17 protein-coding genes are annotated in these 21294 nt (G+C 66.0%); 4 read left to right on the top strand and 13 right to left on the bottom strand.

Annotated elements, in window-relative coordinates:
• Positions 1-407: 407 nt before the first annotated feature.
• On the bottom strand, positions 408-1193 hold the full coding sequence (locus G8760_RS27590; RefSeq protein ID WP_207782806.1) for a DeoR/GlpR family DNA-binding transcription regulator: 786 nt from the start codon (positions 1191-1193) through the stop codon (positions 408-410).
• Positions 1194-1349: 156 nt separating this feature from the next.
• On the opposite strand from G8760_RS27590, the gene G8760_RS27585 reads away from it, so the two are divergent.
• Genes G8760_RS27585 through G8760_RS27570 form a run of 4 tightly spaced genes read left to right on the top strand, consistent with a single transcriptional unit; the run spans position 1350 to position 5978 of the window.
• Positions 1350-2411 (top strand): autoinducer 2 ABC transporter substrate-binding protein, encoded by a 1062-nt coding sequence (locus tag G8760_RS27585; RefSeq protein ID WP_166356064.1) that lies wholly within the window; start codon positions 1350-1352, stop codon positions 2409-2411.
• Between the two features lie 8 nt (positions 2412-2419).
• A complete protein-coding gene (locus G8760_RS27580; RefSeq protein ID WP_166356063.1) occupies positions 2420-3928 on the top strand; it encodes a sugar ABC transporter ATP-binding protein in 1509 nt (502 codons plus the stop codon).
• Positions 3916-4929 (top strand): ABC transporter permease, encoded by a 1014-nt coding sequence (locus tag G8760_RS27575; RefSeq protein ID WP_166356062.1) that lies wholly within the window; start codon positions 3916-3918, stop codon positions 4927-4929. The genes G8760_RS27580 and G8760_RS27575 overlap by 13 nt, the downstream gene beginning before the upstream one ends.
• On the top strand, positions 4926-5978 hold the full coding sequence (locus G8760_RS27570; protein ID WP_166356061.1) for an ABC transporter permease: 1053 nt from the start codon (positions 4926-4928) through the stop codon (positions 5976-5978). The genes G8760_RS27575 and G8760_RS27570 overlap by 4 nt, the downstream gene beginning before the upstream one ends.
• A 46-nt stretch (positions 5979-6024) precedes the next feature.
• Here the strand turns inward: G8760_RS27570 and G8760_RS27565 are convergent, their stop codons facing one another.
• The 12 genes from G8760_RS27565 to G8760_RS27510 all read right to left on the bottom strand — a co-directional run bounded on the left by G8760_RS27565 (position 6025) and on the right by G8760_RS27510 (position 21285).
• Entirely contained in the window at positions 6025-7023 is a 999-nt protein-coding gene (locus G8760_RS27565) for a polyprenyl synthetase family protein (protein ID WP_425502408.1), read from the bottom strand.
• Between the two features lie 81 nt (positions 7024-7104).
• Positions 7105-8592, bottom strand: coding sequence for an NADH-quinone oxidoreductase subunit NuoN (gene nuoN, locus G8760_RS27560; RefSeq protein WP_166356096.1), 1488 nt, complete (start codon positions 8590-8592; stop codon positions 7105-7107).
• 35 nt (positions 8593-8627) lie between these two features.
• On the bottom strand, positions 8628-10166 hold the full coding sequence (locus G8760_RS27555) for an NADH-quinone oxidoreductase subunit M (protein ID WP_166356059.1): 1539 nt from the start codon (positions 10164-10166) through the stop codon (positions 8628-8630).
• Positions 10163-12055 (bottom strand): NADH-quinone oxidoreductase subunit L, encoded by a 1893-nt coding sequence (gene nuoL, locus G8760_RS27550; RefSeq protein WP_425502407.1) that lies wholly within the window; start codon positions 12053-12055, stop codon positions 10163-10165. Before nuoL ends, G8760_RS27555 begins: the two co-directional genes overlap by 4 nt.
• Before the next feature lie 88 nt (positions 12056-12143).
• Positions 12144-12443 (bottom strand): NADH-quinone oxidoreductase subunit NuoK, encoded by a 300-nt coding sequence (nuoK, locus tag G8760_RS27545; RefSeq protein ID WP_166356058.1) that lies wholly within the window; start codon positions 12441-12443, stop codon positions 12144-12146.
• On the bottom strand, positions 12440-13408 hold the full coding sequence (locus G8760_RS27540) for an NADH-quinone oxidoreductase subunit J (RefSeq protein ID WP_166356057.1): 969 nt from the start codon (positions 13406-13408) through the stop codon (positions 12440-12442). Before G8760_RS27540 ends, nuoK begins: the two co-directional genes overlap by 4 nt.
• Positions 13405-13980, bottom strand: coding sequence for an NADH-quinone oxidoreductase subunit NuoI (gene nuoI, locus G8760_RS27535; RefSeq protein WP_166356056.1), 576 nt, complete (start codon positions 13978-13980; stop codon positions 13405-13407). Before nuoI ends, G8760_RS27540 begins: the two co-directional genes overlap by 4 nt.
• Entirely contained in the window at positions 13973-15322 is a 1350-nt protein-coding gene (gene nuoH, locus G8760_RS27530) for an NADH-quinone oxidoreductase subunit NuoH (protein ID WP_246222705.1), read from the bottom strand. Before nuoH ends, nuoI begins: the two co-directional genes overlap by 8 nt.
• The gene (locus G8760_RS27525; protein WP_166356055.1) at positions 15319-17778 is read right to left on the bottom strand and encodes an NADH-quinone oxidoreductase subunit G; all 2460 of its coding nucleotides are present in this window, start codon (positions 17776-17778) and stop codon (positions 15319-15321) included. The genes nuoH and G8760_RS27525 overlap by 4 nt, the downstream gene beginning before the upstream one ends.
• Positions 17778-19136 carry an NADH-quinone oxidoreductase subunit NuoF gene (nuoF, locus tag G8760_RS27520; RefSeq protein ID WP_166356054.1) on the bottom strand — a complete coding sequence of 453 codons (1359 nt, stop codon included), beginning with the start codon at positions 19134-19136 and terminating at the stop codon, positions 17778-17780. The genes G8760_RS27525 and nuoF overlap by 1 nt, the downstream gene beginning before the upstream one ends.
• On the bottom strand, positions 19133-19786 hold the full coding sequence (gene nuoE / locus G8760_RS27515; protein WP_343074467.1) for an NADH-quinone oxidoreductase subunit NuoE: 654 nt from the start codon (positions 19784-19786) through the stop codon (positions 19133-19135). The genes nuoF and nuoE overlap by 4 nt, the downstream gene beginning before the upstream one ends.
• 146 nt (positions 19787-19932) lie before the next feature.
• Complete coding sequence (locus G8760_RS27510) at positions 19933-21285, bottom strand: NADH-quinone oxidoreductase subunit D (RefSeq protein ID WP_166356053.1); 1353 nt, start codon at positions 21283-21285, stop codon at positions 19933-19935.
• Positions 21286-21294: the final 9 nt, after the last annotated feature.

Below are 21294 nucleotides of genomic sequence, written 5' to 3'. Positions count from 1 at the left end.
CGTGTTGGCGGCGTGTGGCGGCCCGGCGTGTGCATCTGATCGCATCCCGAGATGTGGACGCCTAGCGATCAGATGCACCAATAGCCGCTTCAGGGCGGGTAGTGCATCTGATCGGCAACCGGTCGGCGGCTGCCCTCGTTGTCTGGCGCGGGTATGCCCCGGTTGTGTTATCGCACCTTTGCTCAGCATTCGCCTCCCAGCGGCAGTCCAAATCGACGCCAGGCGCTAACGATCAGGTGCACCAACCCACCGATAGGCGCCGTTCATGCATCTGATCGCTACGCATCCACACTGTAAGACCCGATCAGATGCACCTACCGTTCCGTCACCTGCCGTCAACACGTCGTTCGCGCATCTGATCACCCCGGTGAAAACGATCAGGCGTCAAAACGGAGATCAGGTGCACACTAGTCTGCGACGGGTGGCGCGGTGATGACGTCGACGCCGGCGTCCCGGAGCTGGGTGAGCACGGCCGGTTCGGCGGTCTGGTCGGTGATCACGGTATCGATGTCGGACACGTGCGCGAAGTGGGCAAAGCTCTCCCGTCCGAGCTTCGTCGCGTCCGCGAGCACGATCACCTTGCGGGCGGACCGGATCATCGTCCGTTTGACCTCGGCGTCTTCCAGATTGAACTCCGTGGCACCAACCGTCGGCGACAGCCCACCAACACCCACGAACGCCTTGTCCAGGCGCATTGACCGGTACGTGTCCGAGGCAGCCTGGCCGGTGAGCGAGAACTCTTCGGCCCGGACCACTCCGCCGGTGAGGATCAAGCGCGCGGTCTGCTCCAGTGCGTGCGTCGATGCCACCGACCACGCAACCCGCAGACTCGCGGTGACGATGGTCAGCTGACGCACCGACGTGAGGGCGTCGGCCATCATGAGCACGGTCGAGCCGACGTCGAGAGCGATGGCGTCGCCATGCTCGACGAGACCGGCCGCCGCCACGGCGATGCCGCGCTTGTGTGCGGTTTTCTGTCCTTCCCGCACCCGAAAGGGAGGTTCGTAGGCACGCCCGCCCACACTGGTAGCGCCGCCGTGGACCCGGCGCAGCACGCCCGTCCGCTCCAGTTCAAGCAGATCTCTGCGGATCGTCATCTCCGACACGTCGAGTGTCTGCCCGAGCTCTGCCACGCTCACGGTGCCTCGCTCGTCGAGCAGATCGATGATCACACGGTGCCGCTCAGATTTCATGCGCCCTCCTCGGTGCCTCACCTTAACGTCTGCCTCCTGCTTGGCCACGTTTCGACTTGGACACGGTCCGGTGTCGACCCATTGAACAAACATTGTGATCTGCTCATTCTTACTGTTAGATTCAAACAACTACGAACACTACCGAAGGAGACTGACATGCGACGTGCACGACTGACGATCGCGGCAGCAGCTGGTATCGCTCTGGCCTTGACCGCCGCATGCAGCACCGCGGATGACACCTCGTCGGCGGCCGATCCGGAAGCACCACCGGGTGACACCGACACCGACGACGAACCACCTGCCGCAGAAGGCGGCGAGACCTTCGCCACCGTGGTCAAACTCGACGGTGTGGCCTGGTTCGACCGCATGGCCACGGGCGTCCAGCAGTTCGGCGAAGACCACGGGGTCAACGCATTCCAACAGGGCCCGGCCCAGGCTGACTCTGCCCAGCAAGTGCAGGTGATCGAGGACCTCATCGCCCAGGGCGTCGACGTTCTCGCGGTGGTGCCGTTCCAGCCCGACTCCGTCGAGTCGGTTCTCGGCCGCGCCCAGGAGGCCGGTATCACCGTCGTCACCCACGAAGCTCCCGAGCTCTCCAATACCGAGTGGGACATCGAGGCGTTCCGCAACGAGGACTACGGGGTACATCTCATGGACTCAATGGCCGAGCGGATGGGCGAAGAAGGGGACTACGCCCTCATGGTCGGCTCGTTGACGTCGGCTACCCACATGGCCTGGGTTGAGGCCGCCCGCGAACACCAAGAGGCCACCTACCCGGACATGAACTTCGTCGGCGACTACGTCGAAACCAACGACGACACCCAGACCGCCTACGAGCGAACCCGCGAATTGCTCACCGCCTACCCAGACCTGAAAGGTGTCCAGGGATCGTCGGCGGTGGACATCGTTGGCGCCGGGCAAGCCATCGAAGAAGCAGGGCTGGCCGAGCGGATCGTCGTTGTCGGTACCAGCGTTCCGTCCAACGTCAGGGACCTGCTCGAAGCCAGCGCCGTGGACATGATGAGCGGCTGGGACCCCGCGGCGGCCGGCTACGCCATGAACGTGGTGGCTATGAAGATCCGCGCCGGTGAGGAGATCACTGACGGAATGGACCTCGGTGTCGAGGGTTATGAATCGGTCACCGTTGACGGATCGGTCATCTACGGGAACGCCTGGCTCGACGTCGACATCAACAACATCGACGAGTTCGACTTCTAGGCGCACCTGTGACCACAAGTGATGTGGTTCTCGCCGCCCAGAAGATCTCCAAACGCTACGGGAACGTCCAGGCGCTGGATCGGGTCGATCTCGCCGTACCCGCCGGAACCGTGCACTGCCTGGTTGGCGAGAACGGCTCCGGGAAATCGACCCTGACCAAGATCTTCGCGGGTGTCGAGCAGCCGGACAGCGGCACTCTGGTACTGGGCGGTTCTCCGCCCGTACCAGGCGTCAGCACCCGGACCAGTGTCGACGCCGGCATCCGGGTGATCTATCAGGATCTGGCGCTGTTCCCCAATCTGTCGGTGGCGGAGAACCTCCTCCCACCGTCCGGATCAGGGCTGCTCCGGTGGCGGCGACCACGAGCGGGTTTGGACACCGTGCACGCCGCGCTCGACCGGGTCGGACTGGCGGTGGACCCGAGCCGCCTGGTCGAGGAGTTGTCGGTCGCCGAACGGCAGCTGGTCGCGATTGCCAGGTCGATCTCGTCCGAGAGCCGGATCATCCTCATGGATGAACCCACCGCGGCGTTGACTCAGGACGAAATCGACCGGCTGCTTGAGTTGATCAGTGATCTGCGCTCGACCGGCCTGGCGTTCATGTTCATCACGCACAAAATGCGCGAGATCGCCGAGGTCGCCGACGAGGTCACTATCCTGCGAAATGGCCTCGTGGCCGCGAGCGGGCCGGCACCTGACTTCGACGCTGACCGGATCACCACCCTCATGACCGGAGGCATCGTGGAACGGGGCCGACGTTCTCCGGCCCCGGCGCCATCCACTACCCCGGTGCTCGAATTGCGGGCGGGTTCGCTGGCCGGACGATTCACCGACGTCGACCTATCCGTCCATGCCGGACGTGTGGTCGGCCTGGCCGGCATCCTCGGGTCTGGCCGCGCCGAGATCGGGCTGGCGTTGGCTGGCCTGCTGCCTTTGGACGCGGGCCAGATCCTGGTCCGCGGGGTTCCGGTCCGACATCCCCGCCAGCTGCGCCGCCTGCAATACGTCCCCGAAGACCGGCTCAGTGAGGGCCTCCTCCTGGATTGGTCGGTTGGGCACAACATCGTGCTCAACGACCTACCAGAGGCGACCAACCGGTTCGGACTGCTTCGGCCGTCGCTGATCCGGGCCATTGCCCGACGCTGGCGGGCAACGTTGAACATCAAGGTTGACGACGTCGACGACGCCGTGTCGACGTTGTCCGGCGGGAATCAGCAACGTGTGCTGCTCGCCAGAGCCCTCGCTCCCGAGCCTGAAGCCATCATCCTGAGCAATCCGACCGTTGGTGTCGACGTCGGATCCCGGGCCGAGTTGCACGAGCTGATCCGGTCCACCGCCGACCGCGGAATGGCGGTCCTCGCCATCTCCGACGAGCCGGCCGAACTGCTGGACATCTGCGACGAGATCGTTGTCGTCCGACGAGGTCGAGTCGCCGGGCGCTGGCCCGTGACGGCCTTGGACGAAGAGACCATCTGGTCGACGATCACAGACGAGGACGTACCCACGTGGGCGAACTGACAAAACGGATCGCGAGCCGGCATGAATCCGTGCTCGCCATCGCCATCTGTGTGCTGGCGGTTACCTTCGCGTTCGCGGCTCCGTCGTTCTTCAGCGCCGGGCACATGTTCAGCATCATGCGCAGCATGATCGTTATCGGCATCATGGCTCTCGGCCTGCTGGTGGTCCTGATCTCGGGCGGGATCGACGTCTCGGTGTCGGCCAGCGCCGTCGCGTCGATGTACGTGACAGTGGTGACCCTGACCGAGATCGGCTACGAGGGGCCCGTCATCATCGCCTTCCTGATGTCAGCGACCATCGGTGCCGCGCTGGGGTTGGTCAACGGCGTCCTCGTGTCGTTGTTCAAGCTGCCCGCGCTGATCGTCACGCTGGGCACGCTGACGCTCTACCGCGGTGCATTGCTAGCGTTTGTGGGAACCGACCGCATCATGACGCTCCCCGCACAAATGAGCGACTTCGGCCGCTCGTCCGTTGTCACCGTCTCGTCCGCCAATGGCGCCCAGGCCCCCTTGCACACCGGTGTGGTGGTGCTCGCGGGACTCGCCGTGGCCCTGACCTTGGCCTTGCGCTACACCAACTGGGGACGCGCGGTTTACGCACTAGGCGGGAACCCGGAGGCGGCGCGGCGGCTCGGTATCCCGATCACCTCCGTGCGGCTGTCCGTATTCGCTGTCTCCGGAGCGTTGGCCGGAGTAGCGGGGCTGATGTCCGCGACGATGATCCGGGCCGCTGATCCGTTCACTATTGTCGGCTCCGAGCTGATGGTGTTGGCAGCCGTTGTGCTCGGTGGCGCGTCGATCGCCGGTGGACGAGGTACGGTGCTCGGCACCATTCTCGGCGTTCTCCTCATCACGCTGGTCGACTCCAGCTTGGTGCTGGTCGGCATCCCAAGCGCATGGAAACAGGTGTTTGTCGGCGCATTTGTTCTCTTAGGCGTTGCGCTGCCAGCAATTCGACGACGACGGGCCGAGCGGCGACGAGGAGTGGTGGCGTCGGTATGAAGGTAGACATTCGCCAACGATTGGCACTGCGTCATCGCGATGCCAACCTCACGCGCGACCGGCAGCATATGACCCTGCTGGTGGTCCTGCTGGTGGTGGAGTTCGTCGTGCTGAGTGCGCTCCAGCCTCAGAACTACCCCACCGGCCGCAATCTCACGTCGATGCTGTTTCAGATGTCGGAAATCGGCATCCTCGCCCTCGCGGTGGCCTGTGCGATGCTCGCGGGTGGAATCGATCTGTCCATCGTGGCCGTAGCTAACCTCGCCGGGATCGTGGCGGCAAAGGTCAGCGTTGCTTTAGCGCCAGACCTTGGCAGCTTTGCCGTTGTGGTAGCCCTGCTGGCCGCGGTGGCGGTCGGTTTGGCAGCCGGCGCGCTGAACGGTGTACTCGTGTCATCGCTGCGGGTATCACCCATCGTCGTCACCCTAGGCACCATGACGTTGTTCCTCGGTTTGGCCACCGGCATCACGGGTGGTTCCACCGTTTACGCCGCCGAAGAGATCGGCTCCCTCGGCTCGTTGCTCATAGCCGGCGTACCACTGGTGTTGCTGATATTTGTCGCGTTGACCGTCCTTCTGGCCCTCATGACCAGGTCTACCCGTTGGGGCTACCGGGTCTACACCGTCGGCGCCTCGGAGAAGGTCAGCCGGTACGCCCGGCTACCGGTGGCGCAAACACAGATCTCGGTCTATCTGGTGAGCGGCTCCCTGGCGGCTATCGCCGGAGTTGTGGCGTTGTCTCGGACCACCTCGATCTCGGTCGGATTCGGATCTTCGTATCTGTTGCTGGCCATCCTGGTGGCCGTGCTGGCCGGGGTCAGCCCGTACGGCGGCGCCGGACGTCTCCTTGCGGTACCACTCGCCATGGCGGTGATGCAGCAGGTGTCGACGGGACTCAACATGGCGATGGCGGGGAGTAGCGGCGCCAACTTCGTGAAGGAGTTCGCGTGGGGCGTGTTGCTCATCACGGTGCTGGCGGTGGGTGAACCGCGCACCCGGACCTGGATGCGTGGCCTACTCGGTTCGTCCCGGCATCGAAGTCCAGGCTAGCTGCGGTAGCAGCCCGGTTTCAGCCCCTGACGCTGGACGGCGGTAGTTACGACGTACGGGTGACGACCATGTGGCACAACGCCTCTAGTGCGTGCCGCGCCGGCACATCCGGTACCGAGCCCAACGCCGCGTGGGCATCGTCAGCCCAGCGACGGACGTCGTGCCGGGCCTCGTCCAGTGCTGGATGATCCCGCAATAGTGCCAGCGCCTCGGCGTGATCGGCATCGTCGGCGATCGGCCCGGAGATGAGCTCCAGCAGCCGCTCGTCACCTGGCCGTGCGGCCCGACGAGCGTACAAAACCGGCAGGGTGGGCACTCCCTCGCGTAGATCGGTACCCGGTGTCTTGCCGGACAAGGCGGACTCGCCGGCGATGTCCAGGAGGTCGTCGGCGAGTTGAAACGCCATGCCGATGCGCTCACCGAAGGAGCCGAGGATCTCCACGACGTCGTCGGAAACACCCGAATGGAGTGCGCCGAACCGCGCCGAAGCGGCGATGAGGGACGCGGTTTTGTCCGCCAACACCGATAGATAATGCTCCACCGGGTCTTCGTCGGCCTGAGGCCCGACGGTCTCGCGTAGCTGGCCCTGGACCAGGCGGCGGAACGTGCGGGCCTGGATCCGCACGGACTCCGGACCTAGGTCGGCCAGGAGGTCTGAGGCGCAGGCGAACAGGAAGTCGCCGGTGAGGATGGCCACGGTGTTGTCCCACCGCGCGTTCGCGCTTGGTGCGCCCCGCCGCAACTCGGCCTCGTCCATGACGTCGTCGTGATACAGCGTGGCGACGTGGGTCAACTCCACCACGACCGCGGCCGGCACCACACCAGGGGCGTCGATGTCGCCGAAGCCAGCGGCGACCAACGTCAGTAGGGGGCGAAATCGCTTGCCTCCCGCCCGCATCAGATGCCGGGACGCCTCCGAGAGGATGGTGTCGTCGGACTTCACAGCCTCGAGCAAGCGCTGCTCGACTTGGTCGAGGGCAGCGCTGATCGACGTTTCGAGACCTGCGTCAACCGACGGGATGCCGAGACTCTGCACGCTCACCAACCCTTCCAACCGGACCGAACACACCGACGCCTACCTCCACACGGTACCCGCCGTCCCCGACAGCTCCGGCACAGGAGGTCGTCAGCGGACGAAGACCGCCGCCTGCTCGGCGAGTTCCAGCAGCGGGCCAGGCAGGATACCCAGCACGATCGTCGCCACCACGGCCGCACCGATGCCGACCACCGTCCACGCGCTCGGGACCGCTACCGTGGGCCCTTCGGGCGCCGGGTCGGAGAAGAACATCAGCACGATCACGCGCACGTAGAAGAACGCCGCCACCGCACTCGTGACCACACCGACGATCACCAAAGGCATCGCTCCACCCTGGAAGGCCGCCGCGAAGACCGTCAGTTTGCCGACGAAACCACTGGTCAGCGGGATGCCCGCCAGCGCCAGCAGAAACAGCCCGAACGTCGCGGCCAGCAGCGGCGACCGTTTACCGAGACCAGCCCACTTGGACAGGTGAGTAGCTTCGCCGCCCGCGTCCCGTACCAGCGTGACGACGGCGAACGCACCCAGCGTGGTGAGTCCATAGGCGGCTAGGTAGAACAGGATCGCGGCGATAGCCACCTCGTCGACGGCCACCAACGCGGTGAGAATGAAACCCGCGTGGGCGATAGACGAGTACGCGAGCATCCGCTTCACGTCGGTCTGGGTGAGCGCGACGACGATGCCGACCACCATGGTGATGATCGCCACGGCCCAGAGCATGGGTTGCCAGTCGGTGCGGATACCGCCGAACGCAACGTAGAACAGCCGGAGCATGGCGCCGAAGGCAGCGATCTTCGTGCACGCCGCCATGAAGGCGGTGACCTGCGAGGGTGCGCCCTGATAGACGTCGGGCGTCCAGGCGTGGAACGGCACCGCGCCGATCTTGAACAGCAACCCGACCGCCATCAGACCGACACCGGCCAGCAGCAGGCCCTCCTGGCCCACCCGCGCCGCCAGCGCCGCGTCGATCGCGGCGAACTCCAGCGAGCCGGCGTACCCGTAGACGAACGCGGCACCGAAGAGGAAGAACCCCGAAGCGAAGGCGCCGAGCAAGAAGTACTTCATCGCCGCTTCCTGCGAGAGCAGTCGGCGCCGCCGGGCCATGCCACAGAGCAGGTAGAGCGGGAGCGACAGCACCTCAAGGGCGATGAACATCACCAGGAGGTCGTTGGCCGCGGGGAAGAGCATCATGCCGCCGACCGAGAACATCGTCAGCGGGTAGATCTCGGTCTGCAGGACCCGATCACGGACCAGGACCCGTTCGTCCTCGCTGCCCGGCAACGACGAAGCCGCCGGCGCGAAGGCGTTCCCGCCGCTCTCGATCCGCCGCTCGGCGAAGAACATGACGCTGATGATCGCCATGACAAGCAGGGTGCCCTGCAGGAACAGGGCTGGCCCGTCAATGGCGACGGAACCAACGGCTCCGATGATCTCGGTGTCGCGCAGCCGCACGACCTGCACGAGCGCCGCGACCAACGCGAGCAGGGCAATCCCTACCTGGACGGCGTGGCGGGGACGTCGCGGCACGAACGCCTCGACCAGCACCCCGACGACACCCGCGCCGAGCACGATGATCATCGGCAGCAGGGCGGCGTATTCGATAGACGGCGCGGTCACTGATCGTTCCCTTCGACGAGATCGTTCACAGTCACCAGTGGCGGCGGCACATCGACCTCGACCTCGGCGAGGGTCGGGCCGACGCCGTCGTCGATGACGTCGACGACGGTCCGCGGGAAGATGCCGATGGCCAGGATCAAGGCGATCAGCGGTGCCACCACGGCGATCTCCCGGCGACCCAGGTCACGGGTTCCAGCTGCGTCGTCGCGCACCGGTCCGGTCATGGTCCGCTGGTAGAGCCACAAGATGTACAGGGCAGCGAGGACGATCCCGCCGGTGGCGATGACGGCGGCCGCGCGGTATCGCTCGAAGGTGCCGGCGATGACGAGGAACTCGGACAAGAAGGTCGCCAGCGGCGGCAACGCCAACCCCGACAGGCCGGCGAACAAGAAGACCCCGGCCAGTTTCGGCGCCGGCTTCTGGAGGCCACCGTAGTCGGCCACCAGCCGCGAGTTGCGCCGGGAGATCAGGAAACCAACGACGACGAACAGCGCGATAGTGGATAGACCATGGTTGACCATGTAGAACGTCGCCCCGGTTGCGCCACGGTCGGTCAACGCGAAGATACCCAGGACGATGAAGCCGAAGTGAGAGATCGACGTATAGCCGATCAATCGCTTCATATCCGTCTGCCCGATCGCCAGCAATGCGCCGTACACGATGCTGATCACCGCGAGCACCACGATCACCGGGGCGAAGTCGCGCGCAGCGACCGGGAACAGCGGTACCGCGAGCGCGATCATGCCGAAGGTACCGACCTTGTCGGCCACTCCGGACAGGAACGCCGCATTCGACGGCGTGGCCTCGGCGGCGGCGTCGGGCAACCACGTATGGAATGGCCATAGTGGTGCCTTGATGGCGAACGCCAGCATGAAGCCGAGGAACATCCACCGTTGGGCGTCAGCGCCGATGTCCAGGGCCATCAGGTCGGTCAGCAGGAACGACGGGTTGCCGGCGTCAACCGACTGCACGTAGATGCCGATCACGGCGGCCAGCATCACCAAGCCACCGAACAGGTTGTACAGCAGGAACTTCAGCGCCGCGTACCGCCGCTGCGGCCCCCCGTACATACCGATCATGAAGTACAGCGGAATCAGCATCGCCTCGAAGACGATGTAGAACAGCAGCAGGTCCTTGGCCAGAAACGCGGCGAGGATCATCCCCTCGACGAGCAGCAGCAACGCGAAGAACGGCTTGGGGTCGCGGCGTTCGGCTTCGGCCTCCGGCCACATCGCCAGTGCGACGATCGGTGTGGCCACGGCGGTCAGCGCGATCAGGGCTACCCCGATGCCGTCGACGCCGAGCGCCCAGTGGATACCCAGCGGCTCGATCCAGACGTGCTGTTCGGCCAGCTGATAACGATCGCCGCCCAGCTCGAACTGTGCGATCACGGCGATCGCCACAGCCAACGTGACCAGCGAGAAGGCGATGGCGACCTGCTTGGCCAGCCGGCCCCGGCCGGCCGGGACCAGGGCCGTCAGGGCGGCGCCGAGCGCCGGCACCGCGATGAGTGTGGTCAACCAGGGAAAGGTCACGGCAGCCTCACCAACAGCATGGCAATGACGACCAAGCCGGCACCGGCCAGCATGGTCAGCGCGTACGAGCGGACAAAACCGGTCTGCCAACGGCGCCAGCGGGACGACAACCCGCCGACCGCGTTGGCGGCCCCGAGCACGGCGCCGTCGACGCCACGGCTCTCCACGTACACCAGCGACCGGGTCAGGTACTGGCCGGGCCGCATGAGCACGGCCTCGTTGACGGCATCGCCGTAGAGATCACGACGGGCAGCGGTCACCAGCGGGTTGCCGGCCGGCGCAACCGCCGGCACCGGGCGTCGCTGGTACATGAACCAGGCCAACGCCACCCCGGCCACCACTGTGGTGAGGGTAAGAGCGATCAGCAGCGCCAGCGGTAGCGGCAGATCGTGGTGTTCTTCGCCGGTGACGGGTTCGAGCCAGTCGACGATGCCGCCACCGATGTACAACAGCCCCGCGCCTCCGGCGACGGACAGGGCTCCGAGCCCGATCAGCGGCCAGGTCATCACCCGCGGCGACTCGTGGGGGTGTGCGTCGTCGGCCCAACGCTTGCTCGTGAAGAAGGTCAGCAGCATGACGCGGGTCATGTAGAAGGCGGTGATCCCCGCCCCGAGCAGCGCACAGATGCCGATCAAGATGTTCTCGGCGAACGCCGCCTCAATGATCTTGTCCTTGGAGAAGAACCCGGCGAATGGTGGCAGCCCGATGATCGCCAGATACCCGAGCGCGAACGTCGCGAACGTGACGGGCATCGCCGCTCGCAACGCACCGAAGCGGCGCATGTCGACCTCGTCGTTCATGCCGTGCATAACCGAGCCGGCACCGAGGAAGAGGTTGGCCTTGAAGAACCCGTGAGTGATCAGATGGAAGATCGCGAAGGCATACCCGGCCGGTCCGAGCCCGGCGGCCAGCATCATGTAACCGATCTGGCTCATCGTGGAGCCGGCGAGCGCCTTCTTGATGTCGTCCTTGGCGCATCCGATGATGGCACCCATCAGCAGCGTGATCGCTCCGATCACGACGACGGCGGTGCGCGCTTCCGGAGCGAGATCGTAGATCGCCGCGGACCGCACCACGAGGTAGACGCCGGCGGTGACCATCGTCGCCGCGTGGATCAGCGCCGACACCGGGGTGGGGCCTTCCATCGCATCCAGCAGCCAGGACTGTAGCGGGAACTGCGCCGACTTTCCGCACGCGGCCAGAAGCAGCAGCAGACCGATCGCGTTCAGCCAGCCGGTGGTGACTCCCGATCCGGCGCCGGCGAAGACCACCTCGAACGACGACGATCCGAACACAACCAGCATGGACGCGATCGCCAGGACCATACCCATGTCGCCGACCCGGTTGACGACGAATGCCTTCTTCGCCGCGACCGCCGCCGATGGCTTGTGTTGCCAGAAGCCGATCAGCAGGTACGACGCGAGGCCGACTCCCTCCCAGCCAATGAACAGGATGAGGTAGTCCGCGGCCAGGACCAGCAGAAGCATCGAGGCCACGAACAGGTTCAGGTAGCCGAAGAATCGGCGCCGGCGCTCGTCATGCTCCATGTAGCCGATCGAATAGATGTGGATCAACGAACCCACACCGGTGATCAGCAGCACGAACGCCATGGAGAGCTGGTCGAGCAAGAGGTCGACGCGGACCTCGTAGCCACCGGCGTTGAACCACTCCCATAACGGGACCAGGTACGAGCGCTCCCCGCCGCTCTCCCCGAGCAGCGCGATGAACAGCGCTACCGCGACGACGAACGACCCGATCGCCGCGGCGGAGCCGATCAGGTGACCAGTGCGGTCCAGTCGCCGGCCACCGAGCAGCAGCACTGCCGCGCCGACCAGGGGAAGCGCGATGAGCAGCCAGGTCCACGAGAACAGGCCGCTGGCTTCCTGCACCACCTGGACGGTGTCGGCTCGCACCACATCCGCTTGGACCGCGAAGCCCTGGGACAACGAGTTGATCGAATTCACCTGTCCTCACCCGTCACAACTTCAGCAGGCTCGCGTCGTCGACCGACGCTGACCTGCGAGTCCGGAAGATCATCACGATGATGGCCAGGCCGACGACGACCTCGGCGGCGGCGATGACCATAACGAAGAACGCCACGATCTGGCCGTCGAGGTTGCCGTGCATCCGTGCGAACGTCACGAAGGCGAGGTTGGCCGCGTTGAGCATCAACTCGACACTCATGAAGGCCACCAGGGCATTCCGGCGCAGGAGCACGCCGGCCGCGCCGATGGTGAACAGGAGGGTGGCCAGCACCAGGTACGACGTCGGGTTCATCGAGCTGCACCTCCGTCACCGGAGCCGGGCTGGTCGTTATCGCCGGCATCCTCGTCGGTCCCGGCCGACGCTGGTCCGGACGGTCCGGCGACACCTCGTGCGTCGCTACCCGGTGGCTCCCCTCCAGGTGGGGCGTCGTCGCTGGTTGGTCCGGCCTCGTCGATCCCTGCGTCGCCACCGATCTGGTCGATGTCGGCCGCGAACTCTTCGGGTGGCCGGGTGGCACCGCGCGCCACCAGTACCTGGGAGACCGACGATTCCGCCGGGGTCCCGTCGGGCAGCAGCGCCGGTGTGTCGACGGCGTTGTGCCGGGCGTAGACACCGGGTGGTGGAAGACCGGCCGCTTGGCGCGGATCACCTTCGCGGAACCGCTTCTCGGCGAGCTCGCGCTGGCTGAGGCGTCGCGAGATGCGCTCGCGGTGGGTCAACACCATGGCACCGACCGCAGCGGTGATAAGCACTGCGGCGACCACCTCGAAGGCCCAGACATAGCGGCCGAACAGGAGGTCGGCGATGCCGTACACGTTGCCTTCCGGCGCGGCGTCCGCGGTTCCGGCCGGGTCCGGCAGCGCCGCCCGGCCGGCCACCGAGGCCAGCAGGATGACGACGCCGACGACCGCGACGGCCGCGGCTGCGCGCTGGCCACGGATCGTCTCGACCCGGGAGTCGGATGCGTCGACGCCGACCAGCATGATCACGAACAGGAAGAGCATCATGATCGCGCCGGTGTACACGACGATCTGCACCACACCGAGGAACGGCGCCTCGAGTGCGATGTAGAGGATCGCCAGCCCCACCATGGTGACGGCGAGGAAGAGCGCACCATGGACGGCCTTCCGCGACGTCACCAGGCCGAGTGCACCAATGACGGCCAGGGGCGCGATGATCCAGAACAGCACCTGCTCACCGGTGGATCCGCTGGAGGTCTCGGCGACCTGCGCCGCGACGGTGGCGAGGAGGCTCACCGGTCCCCCTCTCCGGCTGCGCCGCCGGTGTGCGCGCCCCCAGTGGGGGGCGTACCGGCACCAGTGGGGGGCGTACCGGCACCGAGGTAGTAGTCACGCTCGGTGTCGCCGAGCCGCATCGGGTGCGGCGGCTCTTCCATGCCGGGCAGCAACGGAGCGAGCAGATCCTGCTTTTCGTAGATCAGGCTCTCCCGCGAGTGGTCGGCGAGTTCGTACTCGTTGGTCATCGTCAGAGCACGGGTGGGACACGCTTCGATACACAACCCGCACAGGATGCAGCGCAGGTAGTTGATCTGGTAAACGCGGCCGTAGCGCTCTCCGGGAGAGTAGCGGACCTCGTCGGTGTTCGGCGCACCCTCGACGTAGATGGCATCGGCCGGGCACGCCCATGCGCACAGTTCACACCCGACACACTTCTCCAGCCCATCGGGATGCCGGTTCAGCTGGTGCCGGCCGTGGAAACGTGGAGCCACCGGATGTGGCTTCTCGGGATACTCAGCGGTGACCGTCTTGCGGAACATGGTCCGGAAGGTGACACCGAACCCCGCGATCGGATCGAGGAACTCAGGCACTGGGGCCCTCCTCACGAGCTTCGCTCTCGGTGGTTTCGTCTGCCGTTCCGCCCGCGGTCACCGGCACCGCGGGGACCTGCTGGTCGGGTAGCGGTGGAACGGGATGTCCCCCGGCAAATGGGTCGAACTCCGGCTCGGCGGATGGCTCGTCCTCGTCGACGTCCGCTCGGCGTTCGGTGAACAGTGGGATGACGAACGATGCCACAAGGATGGCGGCCAGGGCGCCCCCACCCCACATCATCAGTTCCTCACGCTGCACACCCTCGTTGAGCGCCAGGCGCATACCCGCCACCAGCACGATCCAGCCGAGGGAGACGGGGATCAGTACCTTCCAGCCGAACTTCATGAACTGGTCGTACCGCAGCCGCGGCAGCGTTCCCCGCAACCAGATGAACAGGAAGAGCAGTGCGATGACCTTGCCGAAGAACCACAGCAGCGGCCACCAGCCCTCGTTGAACATGCCGTCGTTGATCGCCGAGAGCGGCCATGGGGCTCGCCAGCCACCCAGGAACAGGGTGGTCGCCAACGCCGAGACGTTGACCATGTTGATGTACTCGGCGAGGAAGAACAGCGCGTACTTGATCGACGAGTATTCGGTACCCCAGCCCGCGACGAGCTCGCCTTCGGCCTCGGGAAGGTCGAACGGGGCTCGGTTGACCTCGCCCACCATAGAGATCAGGTAGACGACGAACGACGGCACCAGGATGAGCCCGTACCAGAGCCGTTCCTGCCCCTCGACGATGCCCGAGGTGGACATGGTGCCGGCGAACAAGAACACACCGACGAACGACAGCCCCATCGCCAGCTCGTACGAGATGACCTGAGCGGACGACCGCAAGCCACCGAGCAGGGGGTAGGTCGATCCGCTGGACCAGCCGGCCAGCATCAGTCCGTAGACTCCGACGGACGCGATGGCGAGCACCAGCAAGACGGCCACCGGGGTATCGGTGAGCTGCAGCCGCGTGGTCTGGCCGAACATCGAGACCTCGGGCCCGAGCGGGATGACCGCGAAGATCAGGAACGCCGGAACAACCGCGACGATCGGCGCGAGCACATAGACGATCTTGTCGGCGGCCTTCGGAATGATGTCTTCCTTGAGCATGAGCTTGACGCCGTCGGCGAGGCTCTGTAGCCAACCCTTCGGGCCGACCCGGTTGGGTCCGACCCGATGCTGCATCTTGGCGACCACTTTGCGCTCGAAGACGATCGTGAAGAGCGTCATGAGCACGAGGATCACGAAGATGGCCAGGCACTTGATCGCGATGATCCACCACGGGTCGTCGCCGAATCCCTCGACCTGATCCACGGCCCGGATCTCCGCGAGCGCCGGATAAGCGATCACGCTTCACCTCCCGAGAGCGTCACGATCGCACCGGACTCGACTCCAAGGTCGGCATGAACCCGGGAGCCGGTGGAATTCTGTGGCACCCACACCACCCGGTCCGGCATCTCGGTCACCGCCAGTGGCAGCGTGATCGATCCGGCTGAGGTCCGCAGGGTCACAAGCTCGCCATCCGCGATACCGATCTCCGCGGCGGTCGCCGTCGAGAGCCGCGCACACGGGGTGCGGGCAGTGCGAGCCAGGTGTGGTTCACCGTCCTGAGCTCGTCCGAGGTCGAGCATCATCCGCCAGGTGGCGAGGACGGCCTGCCCCGATCCCGCCGCGGGCGGCTCAGCCGCGTGACCACCGGGCATCGGCGCCTCACCGTCCCAAGTGCCGAGCTCGGCGAGTTCGGCCCGCACACCATCGGTGTCCCGAATGTCCAGCTCCAGGCCCAGCTCACGCGCCACGGCGTCCAGCGCGGCGGCGTCCGACCACGCGGCGCTCTGGGTCAAGACCTTGGGGAACGGACGGTGCCGGCCCTCCCAGTTGACGAACGTGCCGGCCTTCTCGGCGGGCGGCGCCACCGGGAGGACAACGTCGGCCAGCTCGGTCACCTCGCTGCTGCGCACTTCGAGGCTCAGAACGAACGTGTCCGGGCTGGCGGCAGCACGTTCTAGAGCGGCCCGAGCGGCGGCGGGGTCGGGTAGGTCGGCGAGTTCGACGCCACCAACAACCAACCCAGACAGCGAGCCGTCGGCCACGGCGGAGATGATGCCGGCTGTGTCCCGGCCGGGCAGCGCCGGCAGGTGTGGGACACCCCACACCGTCGCCATATCTACCCTGGCTTCCGCGTTGTCGATGGGACGCCCCCCTGGCAACAGCGTCGGGAGGGCACCTGCTTCGATAGCGCCGCGTTCGCCGGCCCGGCGCGGCACCCACGCCAGCCGCGCGCCCGTGGCGCCGGCCAGGCGGACGGCCGAGCTGATCGCACCGGGCACCACGGCCAGGCGTTCACCGATCATGATCACCGCACCACTCTCGGCCAACGCGTCGTGCAGGTCCGCCACGCTGGAATCACGGGCCGCGATCGCATCCAGGATCTCGGCCTCGGTGCCGGGGGCGGCTGGGATGAGCCGCCCGGACACCTTGTTCAGACCACGGGTGGCGAACGGAGCGATCGAATGAACCGTGGTGCCCTTGCGGGCTGCCTTGCGTAGCCGCAGGAACACCGTGCCGGCTTCTTCTTCCGGCTCGAAGCCGGCGAGTAGCACCGTCGAGGCGGATTCGAGATCACCGTAGGTGACCCCGAGTCCGGCGGTGGCCAGCCGGTGCAGGAACATCGCCTCTTCGGCGGAGTGGCTGCGGGCGCGGAAGTCGATGTCGTTGGTCCGCAGCGCTACCCGGGTGAACTTCGAGTAGGCGTAGGCATCCTCCAACGTCAACCGGCCCCCGGTGAGCACGCCGACGCCACCGCCGTCGCGGGCCGCGGCCAGGCCGCGGGCGGCCAGCGTCAGCGCCTCGGGCCAGGAGGCCGGCACCAGCTCGCCGGTGTCTTCGTCCCGCACCATCGGGTGGGTCAGTCGGTCGTCGAGAGAGTGCGAGCGGAACGCGAAACGATCCTTGTCGGTGATCCACTCTTCGTTGACGTCGGCGTCGTCGCCGGCGAGGCGGCGCATGACGGTGTCGCGCCGGTGGTCGACCCGGATAGCGCTGCCACCGGCGTCGTGTTCGGCGATCGACGGCACGGATACCAGGTCGAACGGCCGCGACCGGAACCGATAGGCCGCCGACGTCAACGCACCAACGGGGCAGATCTGGATGGTGTTGCCGGAGAAGTAGCTCTCGAACGGCTCTTTCTCGTAAATGCCTACCTGCTGCAGGGCACCCCGCTCGAGCAGCTCGATGAACGGATCACCGGCGACCTCCTGCGAGAACCGGGTACAGCGTGCGCACAGCACACAACGCTCCCGGTCGAGGAGCACCTGCGCCGAGATGTTGATCGGTTTCGGGTAGGTCCGCTTCTTGCCTTCGTAGCGCGACTCGCCCCGCCCGTTGCTCATCGCCTGGTTCTGCAACGGACATTCGCCGCCCTTGTCGCAGACGGGGCAGTCGAGCGGGTGGTTGATCAGCAGGAACTCCATGATGCCCTGCTGCGCCTTGTCCGCCACGGGCGAGGTGAGTTGCGTCTTGACCACCATGCCCGGCATCACCGTCAACGTGCACGACGCCTGCGGCTTCGGCATGCCACGCCCGTTGCCCATGTCCGGTACTTCGACGAGGCATTGCCGGCACGCACCGGCCGGCTCCAGCAGCGGATGGTCGCAGAACCGCGGGATCTGGATCCCGATCATCTCGGCCGCGCGGATGACCAGGGTGCCCTCCGGCACACTCACCTCGAAGCCGTCGATGGTGAGGGTGACCAGGTTCTCCTTCTGCTCGACGTCGTCCGGCGTCGAGTTCGTGGTGACGGTCATTAAGCGTTGACCCCCGCTTCTTCCTGACGTTCGACGGTGAACAGCGCTGAGTCCGCCGGGTCGAATGGGCAGCCGCCGTGCTCGAAGTGGGCGATGTACTCGTCGCGGAAGTACTGGATCGACGACATCACGGGTGCGACACCGCCATCGGCCAGCGCGCAGAACGAACGCCCGGCGATGTTGTCCGACATGTCGAGCAGCTTCTCTAGATCGGCTTCGGTGCCTTGCCCCTGTTCGAGGCGGTCGAAGATCTGCACCATCCACCAGAAACCTTCACGACACGGGGTGCACTTGCCGCAAGACTCGTGTTTGTAGAACTCGACCCAACGTCCGGTCGCCCGCACGACGCAGGTGGTGTCGTCGAAGATCTGTAGTGCCCGGGTGCCGAGCATGGATCCAACCCCGGCCATCCCCTCGAAGTCCAGTGGTACGTCCGCGTGCTCCGCGGTGAGCATCGGGGTGGACGATCCGCCCGGTGTCCAGAACTTCAGCTCGTGCCCGGCCCGGATACCACCGGCCATATCGAGTAGTTCGTTGAGCGTGACACCCAGCGGCGCCTCGTATTGTCCGGGCCGGGTGACGTGCCCGGACAACGAGAAGATCCCGTACCCCGGAGACTTCTCGCTGCCCATCGAACGGAACCAGCCGGAGCCGTTGCTGACGATGGACGGCACCGAGGCGATGGTTTCCACGTTGTTGATCACCGTGGGCGAAGCGTACAGCCCGGCCACCGCGGGGAACGGTGGCTTGAGCCGCGGCTGCCCGCGCCGTCCCTCCAACGAGTCCAGTAGCGCGGTCTCCTCGCCACAGATGTAGGCGCCCGCACCCGCATGGACGGTGATCTCGAGATCGAAACCGGAACCGAGGATGTTGGCGCCGATGAAGCCGGCCTCATATGCCTCCACCACCGCGTGTTGTAGCCGGCGGATCACGGTCAGCACCTCGCCGCGTACATAGATGAACGCGTGTGTGGCGCCGATCGCGTACGAGGAGATGATCACCCCCTCCACCAGTAGGTGGGGGTCGGCCATCATCAACGGGATGTCCTTGCACGTACCCGGCTCGGACTCGTCGGCGTTCACCACCAGGTAGGTGGGCTTCGGCGAATCCTTCGGTACAAAACTCCATTTCATGCCGGTGGGAAAGCCGGCGCCACCGCGGCCGCGCAGGCCGGAGTCTTTGACCGCTTCGACGATCGACTCCGGGGAACGCTGCAACGCCTGCCGCAGTGCCTTGTATCCGCCGTTGCGCTCGTAGACCCGACGGGTGAAGGAGTCCTCCAGGTCCCAGCGCTCGGTCAACACCGGCGTCAGAGACGAGGCGCGGGCCTCGCCCGGAGCCCCAGGTGTCGCAGTCACTTCTGGTCCTCCCCGCTCGTCGCATCCAGCTCAGGCTGACCGCCCGTGGGAGCGGTCCACCCTTTCTCCTTGGCGAGCCGGAGTCCGGCCAACGAGGCCGGGCCGGCCGACACACCCTGGGTCTCCGCGCCGTCGGGGAATCCGGCCAGGACCCGCTCCGCCTGTTTCCACGTGCACACCCGGGGGCCGCGGCTGGAGTTCACCGCACCACCGGAGCGCAAGGTGTCCACCAATTCGCGAGCCGACTGCGGCGTTTGGTTGTCGACGAACTCCCAGTTGACCATTAACACCGGGGCGTAGTCGCAGGCGGCGTTGCACTCCACCCGCTCGAGTGACACCGTGCCGTCGTCGGTGGTTTCGTCATGCCCCACACCGAGGTGCTCGGAGAGCTCGGACCAGATGGCGTCGCCGCCCATGATCGCGCATAACGTGTTGGTGCACACGCCGACGTGGTAGTCACCCACCGGGCGGCGCTTGTACATCGTGTAGAACGTGGCCACCGCCGCGACTTCGGCCTCGGTCAGCCCGAGCACCTCGGCGCACATCTCGATGCCGGCCGGCGTGACATATCCGTCGTACGACTGCACGAGATGCAGCATCGGCAGCAACGCCGAGCGTGGTTCCGGGTAACGTGCCACGATCTCCAGCATCTCGGCACGGGCCTTCGCGTCGAGCTTCGTCGCTGCGCTGTCGGCCACCCCAGGACGGGTCGCGGCAGCATCTTCTGGTGGCACTCCGCTCCTCATTCGTTCCTCGGGCCGGCCGCTCTGCTCATTCGTCACGTCGTCGCTGGGGCTCACCGGTCGCACCCACCCATCACCGGATCGATACTCGCGACGGCGACGATGACGTCGGCGACCATACTCCCCTCACACGTAGCGGAGACCGCCTGGAGGTTGTTGAACGACGGATCGCGGAAGTGCACCCGCCACGGGCGAGTGCCACCTTCGGACACGACGTGGGCGCCGAGTTCACCACGTGGACTCTCGACGGGCGAATACACCTCGCCCGGCGGCACCCGGAATCCCTCCGTCACCAGTTTGAAGTGGTGGATCAGGGCCTCCATCGACTCACCCATGATGTGCCGGATGTGGTCGAGCGAGTTCCCCATGCCGTCGCTGCCGATCGCCAACTGGGCCGGCCAGGCGATCTTCTTGTCCTCGACCATCACCGGCCCCGGCTCCAGCCGGTCCAGGCACTGCTCGACGATCTTCAGAGACTCTTTCATCTCATCGACCCGGATCCGGAACCGCCCGTAGGCGTCACAGGTGTCACGGGTCGGTACGTCGAACTCGTAGTTCTCGTACCCGCAGTACGGTTGCGACTTACGCAGGTCCCACGGCAGGCCGGTGGCCCGCAGCATCGGCCCGGTGATACCCAGCGCCATACAGCCGGCCAGGTCCAGGTAACCGATACCGACGGTGCGGCCCTTGAAGATCGCGTTCTCATTACAGAACGCCTCGTACTCGCCGATGTGGTCCCACATCCACCGCAGGTACTCGCGGACACTCTCCACCGCTCCGGGCGGGAGATCCTGAGCGACGCCACCGGGCCGGACGTACGCACTGTTCATCCGCAGGCCACTGATCAGCTCGAAGAGGTCGAGGGTCCGTTCCCGCTCACGGAACCCGATAGTCATGACCGTCAGCGCGCCGATCTCCATACCACCGGTAGCGATACACAGCAGATGCGACGAGATCCGGTTGAGCTCCATCATCATCACGCGGATGACATTGGCCCGCTCCGGGATGTCGTCGGTGATGCCGAGCAGCTTCTCCACCCCGAGCACGTAGGCGGTCTCGTTGTGGAACGGCATCGCGTAGTCCATGCGGGTGACGAACGTGACACCTTGGGTCCACGTCCGGTACTCCATGTTCTTCTCGATACCGGTGTGCAGGTAGCCGATACCGGCGCGGGCGTCGGTGACCACCTCACCATCGAGTTCGAGGATCAACCGCAGCACACCGTGGGTGGACGGGTGCTGTGGTCCCATGTTGACCACAACCCGTTCCTCGCCGGCCGCGGCCGCTCCGACGACGTCCTCCCAGTCCTGCCCGGTGACCGTATAGACCGGGCCTTCCGTCGTCTCCCGGACGCCGGCATAGGGGTCGTCGGTGCTCTCGGCCGACGAGAACGTGACGTCAGACATTGGTCTCGC

It is taken from the genome of Phytoactinopolyspora limicola (assembly GCF_011320225.1).
In the GTDB taxonomy this organism is placed as follows: domain Bacteria; phylum Actinomycetota; class Actinomycetes; order Jiangellales; family Jiangellaceae; genus Phytoactinopolyspora; species Phytoactinopolyspora limicola.
This window is presented reverse-complemented; position numbering and strand designations above follow the sequence as displayed.

Excerpts from the sequence above, each read along its gene's own strand:
- nuoE (WP_343074467.1), bottom strand. The coding sequence starts at position 19,786 with ATGCTGGAGATCGTGGCACGTTACCCGGAACCACGCTCGGCGTTGCTG.
- nuoK (WP_166356058.1), bottom strand. The coding sequence starts at position 12,443 with ATGAACCCGACGTCGTACCTGGTGCTGGCCACCCTCCTGTTCACCATC.
- nuoN (WP_166356096.1), bottom strand. The coding sequence starts at position 8,592 with ATGATCATCGTGCTCGGCGCGGGTGTCGTCGGGGTGCTGGTCGAGGCG.
- G8760_RS27585 (WP_166356064.1), top strand. The coding sequence starts at position 1,350 with ATGCGACGTGCACGACTGACGATCGCGGCAGCAGCTGGTATCGCTCTG.
- G8760_RS27525 (WP_166356055.1), bottom strand. The coding sequence starts at position 17,778 with ATGACCGTCACCACGAACTCGACGCCGGACGACGTCGAGCAGAAGGAG.
- G8760_RS27590 (WP_207782806.1), bottom strand. The coding sequence starts at position 1,193 with ATGAAATCTGAGCGGCACCGTGTGATCATCGATCTGCTCGACGAGCGA.
- G8760_RS27570 (WP_166356061.1), top strand. The coding sequence starts at position 4,926 with ATGAAGGTAGACATTCGCCAACGATTGGCACTGCGTCATCGCGATGCC.
- G8760_RS27510 (WP_166356053.1), bottom strand. The coding sequence starts at position 21,285 with ATGTCTGACGTCACGTTCTCGTCGGCCGAGAGCACCGACGACCCCTAT.